This window comes from Larsenimonas salina (genome assembly GCF_023736155.1).
Lineage (GTDB): Bacteria > Pseudomonadota > Gammaproteobacteria > Pseudomonadales > Halomonadaceae > Larsenimonas > Larsenimonas salina.
Map to the genome: position 1 here is coordinate 107,734 of NZ_JAMLJJ010000002.1, position 14,709 is coordinate 122,442.

Annotated in this window: 15 protein-coding genes; all 15 read left to right on the top strand. The window is 59.0% G+C overall.

Annotated elements, in window-relative coordinates; translation table 11 throughout:
- The first annotated feature begins 14 nt into the window (after positions 1–14).
- On the top strand, positions 15–749 hold the full coding sequence (gene rpsB / locus NAT23_RS05775) for a 30S ribosomal protein S2 (protein ID WP_251592774.1): 735 nt from the start codon (positions 15–17) through the stop codon (positions 747–749).
- A 131-nt stretch (positions 750–880) separates the two neighbouring features.
- Positions 881–1,753 carry a translation elongation factor Ts gene (gene tsf / locus NAT23_RS05780; protein WP_251926331.1) on the top strand — a complete coding sequence of 291 codons (873 nt, stop codon included), beginning with the start codon at positions 881–883 and terminating at the stop codon, positions 1,751–1,753.
- Between the two features lie 243 nt (positions 1,754–1,996).
- The gene (pyrH, locus tag NAT23_RS05785) at positions 1,997–2,728 is read left to right on the top strand and encodes a UMP kinase (protein WP_251592766.1); all 732 of its coding nucleotides are present in this window, start codon (positions 1,997–1,999) and stop codon (positions 2,726–2,728) included.
- Positions 2,729–2,732: 4 nt separating this feature from the next.
- On the top strand, positions 2,733–3,290 hold the full coding sequence (frr, locus tag NAT23_RS05790; protein WP_251592754.1) for a ribosome recycling factor: 558 nt from the start codon (positions 2,733–2,735) through the stop codon (positions 3,288–3,290).
- Between the two features lie 47 nt (positions 3,291–3,337).
- Positions 3,338–4,084 carry a polyprenyl diphosphate synthase gene (gene uppS, locus NAT23_RS05795; RefSeq protein WP_251926333.1) on the top strand — a complete coding sequence of 249 codons (747 nt, stop codon included), beginning with the start codon at positions 3,338–3,340 and terminating at the stop codon, positions 4,082–4,084.
- Positions 4,077–4,874, top strand: coding sequence for a phosphatidate cytidylyltransferase (locus tag NAT23_RS05800; RefSeq protein ID WP_251592751.1), 798 nt, complete (start codon positions 4,077–4,079; stop codon positions 4,872–4,874). Before uppS ends, NAT23_RS05800 begins: the two co-directional genes overlap by 8 nt.
- A gap of 1 nt (position 4,875) precedes the next feature.
- The gene (gene ispC, locus NAT23_RS05805; RefSeq protein ID WP_251926335.1) at positions 4,876–6,063 is read left to right on the top strand and encodes a 1-deoxy-D-xylulose-5-phosphate reductoisomerase; all 1,188 of its coding nucleotides are present in this window, start codon (positions 4,876–4,878) and stop codon (positions 6,061–6,063) included.
- A gap of 14 nt (positions 6,064–6,077) precedes the next feature.
- Entirely contained in the window at positions 6,078–7,436 is a 1,359-nt protein-coding gene (gene rseP, locus NAT23_RS05810; protein WP_251926337.1) for an RIP metalloprotease RseP, read from the top strand.
- 183 nt (positions 7,437–7,619) lie between these two features.
- Complete coding sequence (bamA, locus tag NAT23_RS05815; protein WP_251926339.1) at positions 7,620–9,965, top strand: outer membrane protein assembly factor BamA; 2,346 nt, start codon at positions 7,620–7,622, stop codon at positions 9,963–9,965.
- 33 nt (positions 9,966–9,998) lie between these two features.
- Positions 9,999–10,511, top strand: coding sequence for an OmpH/Skp family outer membrane protein (locus NAT23_RS05820; RefSeq protein ID WP_251926341.1), 513 nt, complete (start codon positions 9,999–10,001; stop codon positions 10,509–10,511).
- Between the two features lie 23 nt (positions 10,512–10,534).
- The gene (lpxD, locus tag NAT23_RS05825; protein WP_251926342.1) at positions 10,535–11,575 is read left to right on the top strand and encodes a UDP-3-O-(3-hydroxymyristoyl)glucosamine N-acyltransferase; all 1,041 of its coding nucleotides are present in this window, start codon (positions 10,535–10,537) and stop codon (positions 11,573–11,575) included.
- Between the two features lie 126 nt (positions 11,576–11,701).
- The gene (gene fabZ / locus NAT23_RS05830; RefSeq protein WP_251592723.1) at positions 11,702–12,145 is read left to right on the top strand and encodes a 3-hydroxyacyl-ACP dehydratase FabZ; all 444 of its coding nucleotides are present in this window, start codon (positions 11,702–11,704) and stop codon (positions 12,143–12,145) included.
- Positions 12,142–12,915, top strand: a complete 774-nt coding sequence (gene lpxA / locus NAT23_RS05835; protein ID WP_251926344.1) for an acyl-ACP--UDP-N-acetylglucosamine O-acyltransferase — start codon at positions 12,142–12,144, stop codon at positions 12,913–12,915. Before fabZ ends, lpxA begins: the two co-directional genes overlap by 4 nt.
- Entirely contained in the window at positions 12,915–14,051 is a 1,137-nt protein-coding gene (gene lpxB, locus NAT23_RS05840) for a lipid-A-disaccharide synthase (RefSeq protein WP_251926346.1), read from the top strand. The genes lpxA and lpxB overlap by 1 nt, the downstream gene beginning before the upstream one ends.
- A complete protein-coding gene (rnhB, locus tag NAT23_RS05845; RefSeq protein ID WP_251926348.1) occupies positions 14,038–14,649 on the top strand; it encodes a ribonuclease HII in 612 nt (203 codons plus the stop codon). Before lpxB ends, rnhB begins: the two co-directional genes overlap by 14 nt.
- The last annotated feature ends 60 nt before the right edge of the window (positions 14,650–14,709 follow it).

Below are 14,709 nucleotides of genomic sequence, written 5' to 3' on the forward strand. Positions count from 1 at the left end.
TTCTGGAGAATCCTATGTCAGTTTCCATGCGTGATCTGTTGAAAGCCGGTGCCCACTTCGGTCACCAGACCAAATATTGGAACCCGAAGATGGGCAAGTACATCTTCGGTGCGCGCAACAAGATCCACATCATCAACCTCGAGCACACTCTGCCGGCGTTGAATGAAGCAACTTCCGTGATCGAGAAACTTGTTTCCAACAACAACAAGATTCTCTTTGTCGGCACCAAGCGTGCGGCAAGCAAGATCGTCAAGGAAGAAGCCAACCGCGTTTCCCAGCCGTTCGTCAACCATCGCTGGCTCGGCGGCATGCTGACCAACTTCAAGACGATTCGTCAGTCCATCAAGCGTCTGCGCGAACTCGAAGCGATGCATGAAGACGGCACCTTCGCAAAGCTGACCAAGAAAGAAGTTCTGATGGCCACGCGCGAGCAGGAAAAACTCGAGCGTTCCATCGGCGGTATCAAGAACATGGGCGGCCTGCCGGACGCGATGTTCGTCATCGACGTTGATCATGAGCGCATCGCGATCAACGAAGCGAACAAGCTGGGCATTCCGGTCATCGGCGTTGTCGACACCAACTCCAATCCGGATGGCGTCGACTACGTGATCCCGGGTAACGACGACTCCATTCGTGCGATCCAGATCTACGTTCAGGCGATCGCGAACGCATGTGGCAAGGCGAACGAAGCCTCTGCCGATGAGTTCGTCGAAGTGGTTGACGAAGAAGCCCCGACCACTTCCGAGTGATGCGTGTGACGCTATCGCGCATGCGGCAGCGTTTCACGACTGTAGTGTAAATTGTCGAGGCTCCGGTGAATGAGTGTGCCGGAGCCTCGCGTCATATTGATGATCATTGCGATCAACGAGAGGATCTAGACATGGCAGCTATCAGCGCATCTCTGGTCAAGGAACTGCGTGAACGCACCGGTCTTGGCATGATGGAATGTAAGAAGGCTCTGACCGAGGCCGACGGTGATATCGAGCAGGCGATCGAGAATCTGCGTAAGAACGCAGGTCTTAAGTCCGCCAAGAAGGCTGGGCGTGTCGCGGCTGAAGGCGGTATCATCACGCGCGTTTCTGACGATGCGAAACTTGCCGTAATGCTTGAAGTCAACTCCGAGACTGACTTTGTCGCTCGTGACGAAAACTTCCAGGCGTTCGCGTCCAAAGTGGTCGATCGTGCGTTTGAAACCAAGCAAAGCGACGTTGCCACGCTGATGGAAGGCGAGCTCGAAGACGCGCGTACACAGCTGGTTCAAAAAATCGGTGAGAACATCTCCGTACGTCGTGTCGCGATCGTCGAAGCGCAGGACGGCGGCGTGCTGGGTGCCTACGTACACGGCAGCCGCATCGGTGCGATCGTCAAGCTCAACGGTGGCGAGCAGCAGGCTGCACACGACATCGCTATGCACGTTGCCGCGATCAACCCGTCGGTCTCTCACCCGGAAAACATGCCGCAGGACGAGCTGGACAAGGAAAAAGCAATTATCCTGTCTCAGCCTGACATGGCAGGCAAGCCGGAAGAGATCGCCGAGAAAATGGTTCAGGGCCGTCTGAAGAAGTACCTGGCTGAAAACAGCCTGGTCAATCAGCCGTTCGTCAAGGACCAGAACCAGACGGTCGCCGAGTACGCCAAGGCCAGCGGCAATGGTGAAGTCGATTCCTTCGTTCGCTTTGAAGTTGGTGAAGGCATCGAGAAAGAAGAAGTCGATTTCGCCCAGGAAGTTATGGAACAGGCGCGTCGCAGCTAAGCGCGTCTCCGTTCCTGAAAGCCGCGAGGTGGTCTTGCCCGCTCGCGGCTTTCGTATATCCAGATGATAGTGATGGTGGCCCAGCCGGTGTGTGATCTGTAGGCTTGTTTCCATAAGGAAATGCCGTACGCTCGGTCAGGCCGTAGTTGTTGTCGCGATTTCATCGCCAAGATGGCAGTCATTTGCTATTGATCAGGTGCTGCGAAAGCGGACCTCAAGTTTTTAGCCCTCCAGGAGTAGTGCATGCCCCCCAATGAGCGTAGAGCCAAGTACAAACGCGTCCTTTTGAAACTGTCTGGCGAGGCCCTGACGGGCGACCAGGAGTTCGGGATCGATCCCAAGGTGCTGGATCGCATGGCGCTTGAAGTCGGTCAGTTGGTCGGTATCGGTGTTCAGGTAGGGCTGGTCATCGGCGGTGGCAACCTGTTTCGTGGCGCAGCGCTGCACGCCGCTGGCATGGAGCGCGTGACAGGCGATCACATGGGCATGCTTGCAACAGTCATGAATGCACTGGCCATGCGCGATGCGCTCGAGCGCTCCAACATTCGTTCACGCGTTATGTCGGCGATTCCGATGAGCGGCGTGGTCGAACATTATGACCGACGTACAGCTATCCGCTATCTTACCGGTGGCGACGTCGTGATTTTTTCCGCCGGTACCGGCAACCCGTTCTTCACAACCGATTCCGCTGCCTGCCTGCGTGGCATCGAGATCGACGCTGACGTGGTCGTGAAGGCAACCAAGGTCGATGGTGTTTACGACAAAGATCCGTTCACCCACGATGACGCAGTGAAATACGACCGGCTGAGTTACGATCAGGTTCTGGATCAAAAGCTCGGTGTCATGGACCTCACCGCGATTTGCATGGTGCGCGATCACAACATGCCGGTGCGGGTTTTCGATACGACCAAGGCAGGCGCGCTTTTGAATCTGGTTGTCGGTTCCAATGAAGGCACTTTGATAGACAGAGGGTAAGACGGTGATCAACGAGATCAAGAAAGACGCACAGGTGCGCATGCAAAAGAGCGCAGAATCGCTGAAGGGTGCGTTCCAACGTATTCGTACCGGGCGCGCTCATCCGACGATCCTTGAGTCGGTTATGGTCGATTATTATGGCTCTACCATGCCGATCAACCAGGTCGCCAACGTCAATGTCGAGGACGCGCGGACACTTGCGGTACTGCCGTGGGAAAAATCAATGGTGCCGGTTATCGAAAAGGCGATCATGACGTCGGATCTTGGGCTCAACCCGTCCAACAACGGCTCGATCATTCGTGTGCCGATGCCGCCCTTGACTGAAGAGACGCGCAAGAACTACATCAAGCAGGCCCGTTCCGAAGCCGAGGGCGCCCGTGTTGCGGTGCGCAACGTACGGCGCGATGCCAACAGTGAGATCAAGGCGCTTTTGAAGCAGAAAGAAATTTCTGAAGATGAAGAGCGTGAAGCCGAAGATGATATTCAGAAGCTGACCGACAAGTTCATCGCCGAGATCGACACTCAGCTTGAGCATAAAGAACACGACCTGATGCAGGTCTGAATGAAATCGGCAGACATCGGTCTGCCGATGCAGCAATGTGAGTTCTCATGACGTCATCGCCTATGCACCCAAACATGCCGAACCATGTTGCCATCATCATGGATGGCAATAACCGGTGGGCAAAGGCCCACGGCTTGTCAGGCATCCGAGGTCACCATGCCGGGGTGGAATCCGTTCGCCACGTTATAAAACGTGCCAGTGAGCGGGGTATCAAGGCTGTTACCCTGTTCGCGTTTTCGAGCGAAAACTGGCGCCGTCCGCCGGACGAGGTTCGAGGGTTGATGGAGCTGTTCATCCTGGCGCTTCGTCGCGAGATCGGAAAGCTGCATCGTAATAACGTGCGGCTGACCATTATCGGTGAGCGAAGCAAACTGCCTGAATCGCTCCAAAAGGCGATTGAGCGTGGTGAGCGGAAGACGCGCAACAATACGGGGCTCAATCTGGTCGTTGCAGCCAACTACGGTGGTCGTTGGGACATCGCCCAGGCGGCCAAGGCGCTGGCGCGTCAGGTTGAGGCCGGAACGCTCAAGGCTGAGGATATCGATGAGCATCGCCTCGATGAGCAGATCAACCTGAGCGGCCTGCCCGAGGTCGACCTGTGTATTCGTACCAGTGGCGAGCAGCGCATCAGTAACTTCCTGCTTTGGCAGCTTGCCTACGCCGAGTTCTATTTTTCTCCCCTGTTCTGGCCCGATTTCGGGGCAGAGGCCTTCGATGAAGCCGTCGATGCGTTCGCACACCGGCATCGCCGCTTCGGCATGACAGACGATCAACTAGAGGTCGAGCGTGCTTAAACAACGAGTAATCACGGCATTGGCCATCGGGCCCACGTCTCTGGTGTTGCTTTTCAGCCTTGGGGGCGGTGCGTTTGCCTGCTTTATCGGCCTGATCCTGCTGGGTGCAGGGTGGGAATGGGCTAATCTTTCCGGCGCCACGACGACTCGCGAAAAAGCGAGTTTCGTGGCGCTCTTGTTTGTGACGCTGGTCAGTTTCTGGCTGACGGGTGCCGCCTATGCCGTATGGCCGCTGGTGCTTGCATTGCTTGGGTGGTGTCTGGCGCTTTACTGGGTAGCACGTTACCCCTCGGCGACCGATCAGTGGCAGGCTTCCCTGCGACGCTATCTAATGGGTATCTGCGTTCTGGTGCCCTGCTGGGTCGGTTTTTTGCACCTGCGCGAGACCCCGTGGTGGCTGCTGTATGTACTGTTCGTGGTCTGGGGGGCGGATATCGGCGCCTATTTTGCCGGCCGCGCGTTCGGCAATCGGAAGCTGGCGCCGCGCGTTAGCCCCGGAAAATCCTGGGCAGGCGTATATGGTGGGCTGGGTGTCACCGGCGTTTTTGCCATCATCATGGGGCTTTGTCAGCAGTTGAGCTTTGCAGGTGGCTTGTGGCTGATCGTGATTTCACTGGTGGTTACTCTGGCCTCAGTACTGGGCGATCTGTTCGAGAGCATGCTGAAGCGCCACCGTGGCATCAAGGACTCGGGGAATCTGTTGCCCGGTCACGGCGGTCTTCTTGACCGTCTCGATAGCCTGACGGCGGCCGTTCCTCTGTTTGCGCTGCTTGCGCCCTGGGTCGCCTGAGATGACACGTCAACGCGTTACCGTGTTGGGTGCGACCGGCTCGATCGGCACCAGCACCCTTGATGTCATCGCGCGCCACCCCGAGCGTTATGACGTATTCGCGCTCTCGGCCGGAACGCAGAAAGAGGCGCTGTTGGCGCTTTGCGAGACCCATCGGCCAGCCGTTGCTGTGCTCTCTAGAAGTGAGGACGCCCATTGGCTTGCCGGTGAGCTGCGCAGAGCGGGCCTTGCGACCGAGGCGCGCTACGGCGAGGAGGCGCTGTGCGATATCGCCGCCGATGCTCAGGTCGATGTGGTCATGGCTGCAATCGTCGGCGGTGCCGGGCTGATGCCGGCGCTTGCAGGCGTTCGGGCCGGCAAGCGGATGCTTCTGGCCAACAAGGAAGCTCTTGTGATGTCCGGGGCGCTCTTCATGGCCGAAGTGGCGCGCTCCGGGGCGACGCTTCTGCCGATCGACTCCGAACACAACGCGATTTATCAGTGTCTGCCACCGACCCATCGCGATGGGCTCGACGCCCACGGTGTGCATCAACTGCTGCTGACCGCCTCCGGTGGCCCTTTCAGAGAGTGGTCTCGCGAGGCGCTCGGCTCTGTCACCGTTGAGCAAGCGTGTGCGCACCCGAACTGGTCGATGGGGCGAAAGATCTCGGTCGACAGCGCCACCCTCATGAACAAGGGGCTCGAGTTGATCGAGGCCTGTTGGCTGTTCAATGCGTCGGTGGACCAGGTTCAGGTGGTGATTCACCCACAAAGTGTCATTCACTCCATGGTCGCCTATAAGGACGGCTCCGTGCTCGCGCAGCTTGGCAATCCTGATATGCGAACCCCTATCGCCTACGGGCTGGCCTGGCCCGAGCGCATCGATGCCGGCGTGAAACCGTTGGATCTTTTCGACGTGGCTCGGCTCGATTTCCAGGCGCCGGATGCTGATCGTTTTCCCTGCCTGGCGCTTGCCTCACAGGCCATGCGCGAGGGCGGAACGGCACCGGCCATTCTTAATGCGGCCAATGAAGTTGCGGTTGCCGCTTTCCTCGATAAACGCCTGTCGTTCACCGGCATCGGCGAGTTGGTCGCTCGAGTGCTCGAGCAGGGCCATGTCTGTCCGGCCAGCGAGCTCGAAGCGATTGCTGAGGCCGATCGTCGATCGCGCGCGCTGGCAAATGAGTTGCTCTCCGGGTCTTTCAGCTGAAATGAGGTGACGCCATGGGCGTGCTGGAAAATGTTCTGGCCGTGATCGTCGTGCTCGGCTTATTGATCACGATTCACGAGTATGGCCATTTCTGGGCGGCGCGTCGGTGCGGTGTCCGTGTGCTTAGATTTTCCGTCGGGTTCGGTAAGCCGCTTCTGATGCGCCGTGACCGCCATGGAACCGAGTATGTGCTGGCCGCGATTCCTCTTGGTGGGTATGTGCGCATGCTCGATGAGCGTGAGTCGGACGTCCCCACAAGCGAGCAGGCTCACGCGTTCAATCGGCAGTCGGTTTACAAGCGTATGTTCATTGCCGCTGCCGGGCCGCTTGCCAATTTCCTGCTGGCCTTCATTGCCTATTGGGTGCTTTTTGTTTCAGGCACGACCGTGATCGCGCCGGTGATTGGCGGGGTTGCGCCGGATTCTCCTGCCGCCAGGGCAGGCCTCGGGGCGGGTCAGGAGATCACGCAGGTGGCCGGACGTGACACGCCGTCATGGTCGGCGGTCAATCTTCAGTTGCTGTCTGAAATCGGCCATACCGGAGAGCTTGAGGTTCAAACGCGCCCCTTTGAGGGTGATGCCCGAGCAACCACGCACGCGCTGCCTGTCACACGGTTTCTTGCCGAGCAGAAAACGCCGGACCCCTTGTCCAGTATGGGCATCACGCCCTGGCAGCCTCCCGTTCCGGCGCTGATCGGCAAGGTGCTGGATGATTCTCCTGCCGCCCGCGCAGGGCTTGAGGCGGGCGATCGTATCGAGCGCGTCGATGGGCGTACGGTTGAAAGCTGGCAGTCACTGGTCGGCACGATTCAGGCATCGGCCGGTACGCCGATGGCGCTGACGGTTGTCCGCGATGGTCAGGAGCAAACACTTACGCTCACGCCTGAAACTAAATCGCTCGAACGTGGTCGGGAGGTGGGGTACATCGGCGCCGCCGCGGCACCGTTCAGCTGGCCTGAGTCCCATCAACGCCAGATCAGCTATTCGCCGCTTGCAGCGATTGGTCAGGCGGTGCACAAGACAGGTGAAATGACCCAGCTTACGCTTGCCTCCATTGGCAAGATGATTGTCGGGCTCATTTCGCCGTCCAATCTGTCGGGCCCGATCACCATTGCCCGCGTTGCGGGGGATTCGGCCCGCTCGGGGCTTGAAACCTTCATCGGGTTTCTGGCGTACCTGTCCATCAGCCTTGGCGTGCTGAACCTGTTGCCGGTGCCGGTGCTCGATGGCGGTCATCTGCTGTTCTATCTCGCCGAGGCGATTCGCGGCAAGCCACTGCCGGAGCGGGTGCAGACGTTTGGTTTGAAGGTCGGCTTTGCCCTCATCGGCGTACTGATGGTGATGGCGTTTTACTTTGACCTGATGCGGCTTTGATCGGGAAGCGCCACTCCATGGCAGTGCTTGTCAGTAGGGGGGCGATGTGTATAAGGTGCCTGTTCACGAAGCGGTCTCGACCGGATGGGCCAGCGGTTTCAATACGTGATAAACCGTTGTAAAAGTCAATAACCTGGCTGGCCTTCAATGGCGGGCGGAATTCAGTTAAAGCGAAATGACGGCATGAAGATAAAAACCTTGGGTTTGGTAGCATGTTTGCTGGGCGGCACCCAGACGGCTTTTGCCGACAGTTTTAAGGTCTCCGATATACGAGTCGAAGGGCTCCAGCGTGTGTCGGCCGGCACCGTGTTCAATGCGCTTCCTATTTCCGCCCATGAAACCGTCGATGACCAGGAGCTTTCCGAGGCCGGCCATGACCTGTTCGAGACCGGTCTGTTCGATGACGTCAGTTTCTCGCGCGATGGTGATGTACTGATCGTCAATGTGTCGGAGCGCCCGACCATTGCCTCGATCGACATCGAGGGCAATTCGAAGATTTCAACCGACGATCTCAAGAAGGGCCTGACCGACTCCGGTATTTCGGAAGGCCAGGTGCTTCAGCGTTCGACCCTCGATGAGATGGAGCGCGAGCTCGAGCGGGTCTATCAGGCTCAGGGACGCTACAGCGCGCGCATCTCAACCTCGGTCAAGAAACAGCCCAATAACCGTGTCGAAGTCGACATCAATGTCAACGAAGGCACCACAGCGACCATCAAACAGATCAATATCGTTGGTAACGACGCCTTCGATGACGATCAGCTTCGCGACCTGTTCCAGCTTGAAGACCATCCGGGCTGGTTCCTGGGATGGTTCTCGGGGGATAAATACTCCCGTCAGAAACTCGGCGCCGATCTGGATGCGCTCAGGAATTATTACCTCGACCGTGGTTTCGTGAACTTCCGGATTACATCGACTCAGGTGTCGATCAGCCCGGACAAGGAAAGCATCTACATCACGGTGAACGTGGATGAAGGCAAGCGCTACAAGATCGGCGACATCAAGTTTGCCGGCGAGCTTCACATGGATGAAGCCGACGCGCGCAAACTCGTGAGCGCCAAGGAAGGCGAGACCTTCTCCCAGTCGGACCTGACCGCATCGAGCGAAGCGCTTCGTCAAAAGCTCGGCGCGATGGGCTTTGCCTTCGCCAAGGTCGATAGCGTCCCGCAGGTCGATGAAGACGGCGACACGGTGGATGTGACCTTTACCGTCGATGCCGGAAAACGCTCCTATGTGCGCCGCATCAACTTCAAGGGCAACACCACCACCGCCGATGAAGTGCTGCGGCGTGAACTGGTTCAGCTCGAAGGCGCGCCGGCGTCGACCGACAACATCAAGCAGTCGCAGCAGCGTCTTCAACGTCTTGGCTTCTTCAAGCAGGTTGATGTTGAAACGCGCCCGGTGCCAAACCATCCCGATCAACTGGATGTGACCTACAACGTTCAGGAACAGCCCTCCGGCAGCATCTCGGCAAGCGTCGGGTTTTCCCAGTCCGCGGGCGTGATCTACGGGGCGTCGCTTTCTCAGAAAAACTTCCTCGGTACCGGTAACCGCGTCGATATCGGTGCGCAGAAAAGCGACTACTACACCAACCTCAACTTCAGCTTTACCGATCCGTACTGGACGCTCGACGGAATTTCGCGCGGGTATAACCTGTATTACCGCAAGACCGACTACGAAGATTCCGACATTTCCACCTATTCGACCGACGCAATCGGTGGTGGCATCAACTTCGGTTATCCGATCAGCGACCTGTCCCGTCTGAACTTCGGTCTGGGCGTCGAGCATCTGGAAGTCGATTCCTACGATGACTCGCCCTTTGAGATCGTTCAGTATCTGGAAGACGAAGGCGACAGCTTCGATAACTTCAAGCTGACCGGCAGTTGGACGCGCAATAGCCTCAACCGGGGCGTACTGCCGACGGCCGGCAGCTACCAGCGCTTCTCCGTCGAGGCCTCGACCCCAGGCAGCGACGCCGAGTACTACAAGCTTCGCTACCGCGGTCAGAAGCTCTTCCCGTTGACCACCAGCGAGGAGTGGGCAATCAGGCTGCGCTCCGAGTTGGGCTATGCGGGAAGCTATGGCGACACCGACGTCTACCCCTTCTACGAAAACTTCTACTCGGGCGGTCTGGGCTCGGTGCGCGGCTTCAAGAGCAACACGCTGGGACCGAAGACCACTGAGCGCGGCAATGGTGACGACGATACGCTCGGCGGTAACGCCCTGGTCGAAGGCTCGGTTGAAATGATCTTCCCGTTCCCGTTTATCGAAGACCGTCGCCAACTCCAGAGTTCACTGTTCCTCGATGCCGGTAATACCTACCAGCGAGAGTGCATGTCGGTGCCGGCAAGAGCGCCTGCGTCGCAGTGCGAGTCGGGCATCGATCTCAGTGATCTTCGTTACTCGTTCGGTGTAGGATTGTCCTGGATTACGCCGGTTGGTCCGCTGACGTTCAGCGTGGCCAAGCCGCTTAGCGACCATGACGGCGACGATACCCAAGTGTTCCAGTTCTCGCTGGGCCAGACATTCTGATAGGTTAGCAAGACACGTATTAAGGAGAGCAGGATGCGTAAATTGACAATGGCCATGTGTCTGACAGGGCTGATCGGAAGCGTCGGCATGACCGAGCAGGCACAGGCTGCGGATGTGGCCGTACTGGATTGGCAGCAGGCCCTTCTGAACACTCAATCGGCCCAGCGCTCGATGAATCAGATGAAAAACCAGCTCGGCGGCCAGCAGCAGCAGGTCAAGGCGCTGGGTGAGCAGGTCCAGTCGCTGCAGGAAAAGCTTCAGAAAAACGGCGATGTCATGTCTGATAGCGAGCGCAATAATCTGATGCAGCAGCTGCGCCAGAAGGGCACGCAGTTCCAGCAGCAGCGCGCCGAGCTTCAGAAAAAACGCAATCAGCAGGAACAGGCGTTTCTCAAGCAGGCCAAGCCCAAGCTCGACAAGGCGATCGAGCAGGTGGTTCAGCGTCACGACGTCAAGGTACTGGTCGATCGCAACAGCGTCATCTATTCCGATGACTCGCTGGATCTGACCAAGGAAGTCACCAACGCCTTCAACTCACAGAACTGAGTACGGCGCACCTGCCGGGATCAATGACAAAGAACGCCTCTCCTTCGTATACGCTGGCCGAACTGGCCAGCCTCTTGAACGCGACGCTCATTGGTGACGGTGAGCGTCGTGTGTGTGGTTTGTCGACGTTGACTGATGCAGGTCCCGACGATATCGCCTTTCTTGCCAACAAGGCGTATGCCAAGCACCTGGCAACCACCAACGCCGCCGCCATTCTACTGCGTCCGGAGTACGCCGAGGAGTGCCCGACGCCGGCGCTTTTGCTGGACAACCCCTATCTGGCCTACGCCAAGCTGTCGCACTGCTTCGACCCGCTCAAGCGCGATGAGGCCTCAGTCACTGAAGTGCATCCTACTGCGGTCATCTCAAGTGATGTGACGATCGGTGAGGGCGTGTTTGTCGGGGCCAACGCCGTGATCGAATCAGGGGTCTGTCTGGCCGATGGCGTTCATGTCGGCGCGGGCAGTTTTGTCGGTGCGGACGTGAGTCTTGGCGCGCGCACCTACCTTCATCCCAACGTGGTGCTGTATCACGGGGTGGTTATCGGGGCGTCTTCGGTTATTCATAGCGGGGCAGTAATCGGCGGCGACGGCTTTGGTTTTGCCCACGACGGTGCTCAGTGGCACAAGATTGCCCAGCTCGGCGGTGTCGTGATCGGTGATAACGTGGAGGTCGGCAGCTGCAGCAGCATTGATCGCGGCGCGCTTGGCGACACCGTAATCGGCAACGATGTGAAGATCGACAGTCAGGTACAGATCGCGCACAACGTACACATCGGTGAGCACTCGGCGCTCGCCGGCTGCGTTGGCATCGCAGGCTCGACGCGGGTCGGGCGGCACTGCCTGCTTGGCGGCGGCGTCGGCCTTGCCGGCCATCTCGAGATCGCGGATGGGGTGCAGATTACCGGCATGAGCCTGGTCACCAACTCGATCAGTGAAGCGGGCGTGTATTCGTCGGGCACCGGTTCCATGCCAAATGGGCTGTGGCGACGCAACGCCGTTCGCTTCAAGCAGCTCGATGAGCTGTCGCGCCGCGTCACCCGGCTTGAACGCCACCGCGACTGACGCAAGGACACTGGCTGGTCGTTGCGTTTAAGACGCGTATAATGTGCGGCCAGTCACTCGGGGATCGCCCCGCAGCATGCCTGCCAGCAATGGCAGGCATTTCGTTATTTCAGAGGTTGTGCGCCAATGGTCATGGACATCAATGAGATCCGAGAGTATCTCCCCCACCGTTACCCCTTTCTGCTGATCGACCGGGTTACAGAGCTGACAACCGGCGAGTCCATCGTTGGGTACAAGAACGTCAGCATCAATGAGCCGTTTTTCAACGGGCATTTTCCAGAGCATCCGATCATGCCGGGTGTCTTGATCATTGAGGCATTGGCCCAGGCTGCGGGTATTCTCGGGTTCAAGACCGTCAACAAGCTGCCCCGCGACGGCTACATCTATTATCTTGTCGGCAGCGACAATGTGCGCTTCAAGCGCCCGGTACTGCCGGGTGATCGCCTGCGTCTCGAGGCCACCATGATCAAGGCGCGCCGGGGTATCTGGAAGTTCTCATGCCAGGCGCACGTCGACGACGAGCTGGTCTGTGAAGCTGACATCATTTGTGCCGAGAGGAAGGTCGCTTGATTCATTCTACCGCTATCATCGATCCGTCGGCGGTCATCGCCGATGACGTTGACATCGGGCCGTTCTGCATCGTCGGGCCGGATGTCGAAATAGGCCCCGGCAATGTGATCGGCCCGCACAGCGTCATTAAAGGGCCGACCCGCATCGGCGCACGCAACCGTATCTTCCAGTTCACCTCGATCGGCGAGGAGTGCCAGGACAAGAAATACGCCGGTGAACCCACGCGCCTCGAGATCGGCGATGACAACGTCTTTCGCGAAGGGGTCACGGTCCACCGGGGCACCACGCAGGATGAGGGGATCACCCGGATCGGTAGCCGAGGGTTGTTCATGGCCTACGCCCACATCGCGCATGATTGTCAGATCGGCAACGATGTGATCATGGCCAATCAGGCAACGCTTGGCGGTCACGTTGATCTTGGTGATCATGCGATTCTTGGCGGGCTGTCAGCGGTGCATCAGTTTGCGCACGTCGGCGCCCACGCCATGTGCGGTGGCGGTGCGATCGTGACCAAGGATGTGCCGGCCTACACCATGGTCAACGGCCATCCGGCGCATGCCCATGGGCTCAATCTGGTTGGGCTCAAGCGTCGCGGGTTCGAACGCAGCGTGCTTTCCAAGCTCTCTACCGCCTACAAGTGCGTTTACCGACAAGGTCTGACGCTTGAGCAGGCGCTCGAGCGCATCGAGCAGGATGAAACGCTGGCCTGCCCGGAAATGACCGTGTTCATTCAGTCGTTGAAAGCGTCCGAACGCGGCATCACGCGCTGATGGTCAAGGTGTACCTTGTGGCCGGTGAACTCTCCGGCGACTTGCTCGGTGCGGGATTGATGCGCTCGCTCAAGGCGCGCCATTCCGACATCGAGTTTCGCGGTGTGGGCGGGCCCCGCATGGAGGCCGAAGGGCTTTCCAGTCAGATCCCGCTCGAGCGGCTGGCGATCATGGGGCTTGCCGAAGTCGTTCGCCACCTCCCGGAGCTCTTTCGATTTCGCCGTCAGCTCAGAGAAGACGCGCTTGCCTGGCAGGCGGACATCATGGTCGGCATCGACTACCCCGATTTCAATTTGCGCCTGGCGCGCCAGCTGCACGATGTGGGCATGCCGACGGTGCACTACGTCAGCCCCTCCGTCTGGGCCTGGCGACAGGGTCGGGTCAAGGGCATTCGTGCGTCTATCGACCGTATGCTGACGCTGTTGCCTTTCGAGGCATCGTTTTACAAGGCGCATCAGGTGCCGGTCAGCTTCGTCGGGCACCCGTTGGCTGAGGAGTTGCCGGTCAATGATGACATGCGTGCGGCCCGTGAGGCGCTCGAGCTTTCGCCGAACGCGCGCGTGCTGGCCGTACTTCCGGGCTCGCGTCGACAGGAAATCGCCTTCAACGCCCCGGCATTTCGTGACACGGTCGAACGCCTGCGGGAGCGTGACCCGCTACTGAACGTGGTTGTGCCTGCGGCCAATGCGACCCGGGCCAGCGAACTCGATGGGCTTGGTATCAACGCGCGCTCAGGCTTTCAAGTGCTGGATGGCAAGGCGTGGCAGGCCATGACCGCCGCTGACGCAGTGCTTTTGACCTCCGGGACGGCCGCGCTCGAGGCAATGCTTTGCCATCGGCCCATGGTTGTGGCCTACCGGCATTCTAACGCCTCGCACTGGCTCGCCAAGCGGTTGGTCAAGACGCCCTGGATCTCACTGCCCAACTTGATCGCGCAAAAGGCGCTGGTGCCTGAATTGATTCAGGATCAGGCCACGCCTGACCGACTTGCAGAGACGCTGTGGCCGCTTTTAAGTGACAGTGAACAGCAGCAGGGCATTCAGGCGCGGTTCAAAACGCTTCACCAAGAGCTTCAGCGCGGGGCCAGTGACCGAGCGGCCGAGGCGGTTCTCGAGGTGCTCGATGAACGCACCTGACTGGCCGCCTATCGAGATTCCCTACCAGGGCCTTTACCTGGCTGGTGTGGATGAAGTCGGCCGCGGGCCACTGGTTGGGAGTGTGGTGGCTGCGGCCGTCATTTTAGACCCGGCCCGCCCGATCGAGGGGCTTACCGATTCCAAGAAGCTCAGTGATCGCAAGCGCCGGGCGCTGGATCTATTGATCCGGGAGCGGGCGTGCGCGTTCGCGCTCGGCGAAGCCAGCCCCCGCGAGATCGACGAGCTCAACGTCTATCACGCAACGCATCTTGCCATGCGCCGCGCGGTCGATGGCCTGACGCCTTCCGCTGAATATCTGCTGGTCGATGGCAATCGCCTGCCCGAGCATGCGCTGCCGGGACAGGCGGTGGTCAAGGGTGATCTGCGTCATCAGGCCATCGCGGCGGCCTCGATCATTGCCAAGGTGGCTCGAGACGATCAAATGCTCGAGCTCGATCGACGCTACCCCGACTACGGCTTCGCTCAGCACAAGGGCTATCCGACCAAGGCCCACCTTGAGGCCATTGATCGCCTCGGGCCGATAGCCGATCATCGTCGAAGCTTTTCCCCATTCAAGGGGCAGGTAGACCTGTTTTAAATCGAGCGGACAGAATCGGTCGTTCGCCGTTCTCTTTCTCACGAATTACGAGTGATTCAA

What these genes read in the sequence shown, in the direction of transcription:
- rpsB (WP_251592774.1), top strand. Translation starts at nt 15, where the DNA reads ATGTCAGTTTCCATGCGTGATCTGTTGAAAGCCGGTGCCCACTTCGGT.
- tsf (WP_251926331.1), top strand. Translation starts at nt 881, where the DNA reads ATGGCAGCTATCAGCGCATCTCTGGTCAAGGAACTGCGTGAACGCACC.
- pyrH (WP_251592766.1), top strand. Translation starts at nt 1,997, where the DNA reads ATGCCCCCCAATGAGCGTAGAGCCAAGTACAAACGCGTCCTTTTGAAA.
- uppS (WP_251926333.1), top strand. Translation starts at nt 3,338, where the DNA reads ATGACGTCATCGCCTATGCACCCAAACATGCCGAACCATGTTGCCATC.
- ispC (WP_251926335.1), top strand. Translation starts at nt 4,876, where the DNA reads ATGACACGTCAACGCGTTACCGTGTTGGGTGCGACCGGCTCGATCGGC.
- rseP (WP_251926337.1), top strand. Translation starts at nt 6,078, where the DNA reads ATGGGCGTGCTGGAAAATGTTCTGGCCGTGATCGTCGTGCTCGGCTTA.
- bamA (WP_251926339.1), top strand. Translation starts at nt 7,620, where the DNA reads ATGAAGATAAAAACCTTGGGTTTGGTAGCATGTTTGCTGGGCGGCACC.
- NAT23_RS05820 (WP_251926341.1), top strand. Translation starts at nt 9,999, where the DNA reads ATGCGTAAATTGACAATGGCCATGTGTCTGACAGGGCTGATCGGAAGC.
- lpxD (WP_251926342.1), top strand. Translation starts at nt 10,535, where the DNA reads ATGACAAAGAACGCCTCTCCTTCGTATACGCTGGCCGAACTGGCCAGC.
- fabZ (WP_251592723.1), top strand. Translation starts at nt 11,702, where the DNA reads ATGGTCATGGACATCAATGAGATCCGAGAGTATCTCCCCCACCGTTAC.
- lpxB (WP_251926346.1), top strand. Translation starts at nt 12,915, where the DNA reads ATGGTCAAGGTGTACCTTGTGGCCGGTGAACTCTCCGGCGACTTGCTC.
- rnhB (WP_251926348.1), top strand. Translation starts at nt 14,038, where the DNA reads ATGAACGCACCTGACTGGCCGCCTATCGAGATTCCCTACCAGGGCCTT.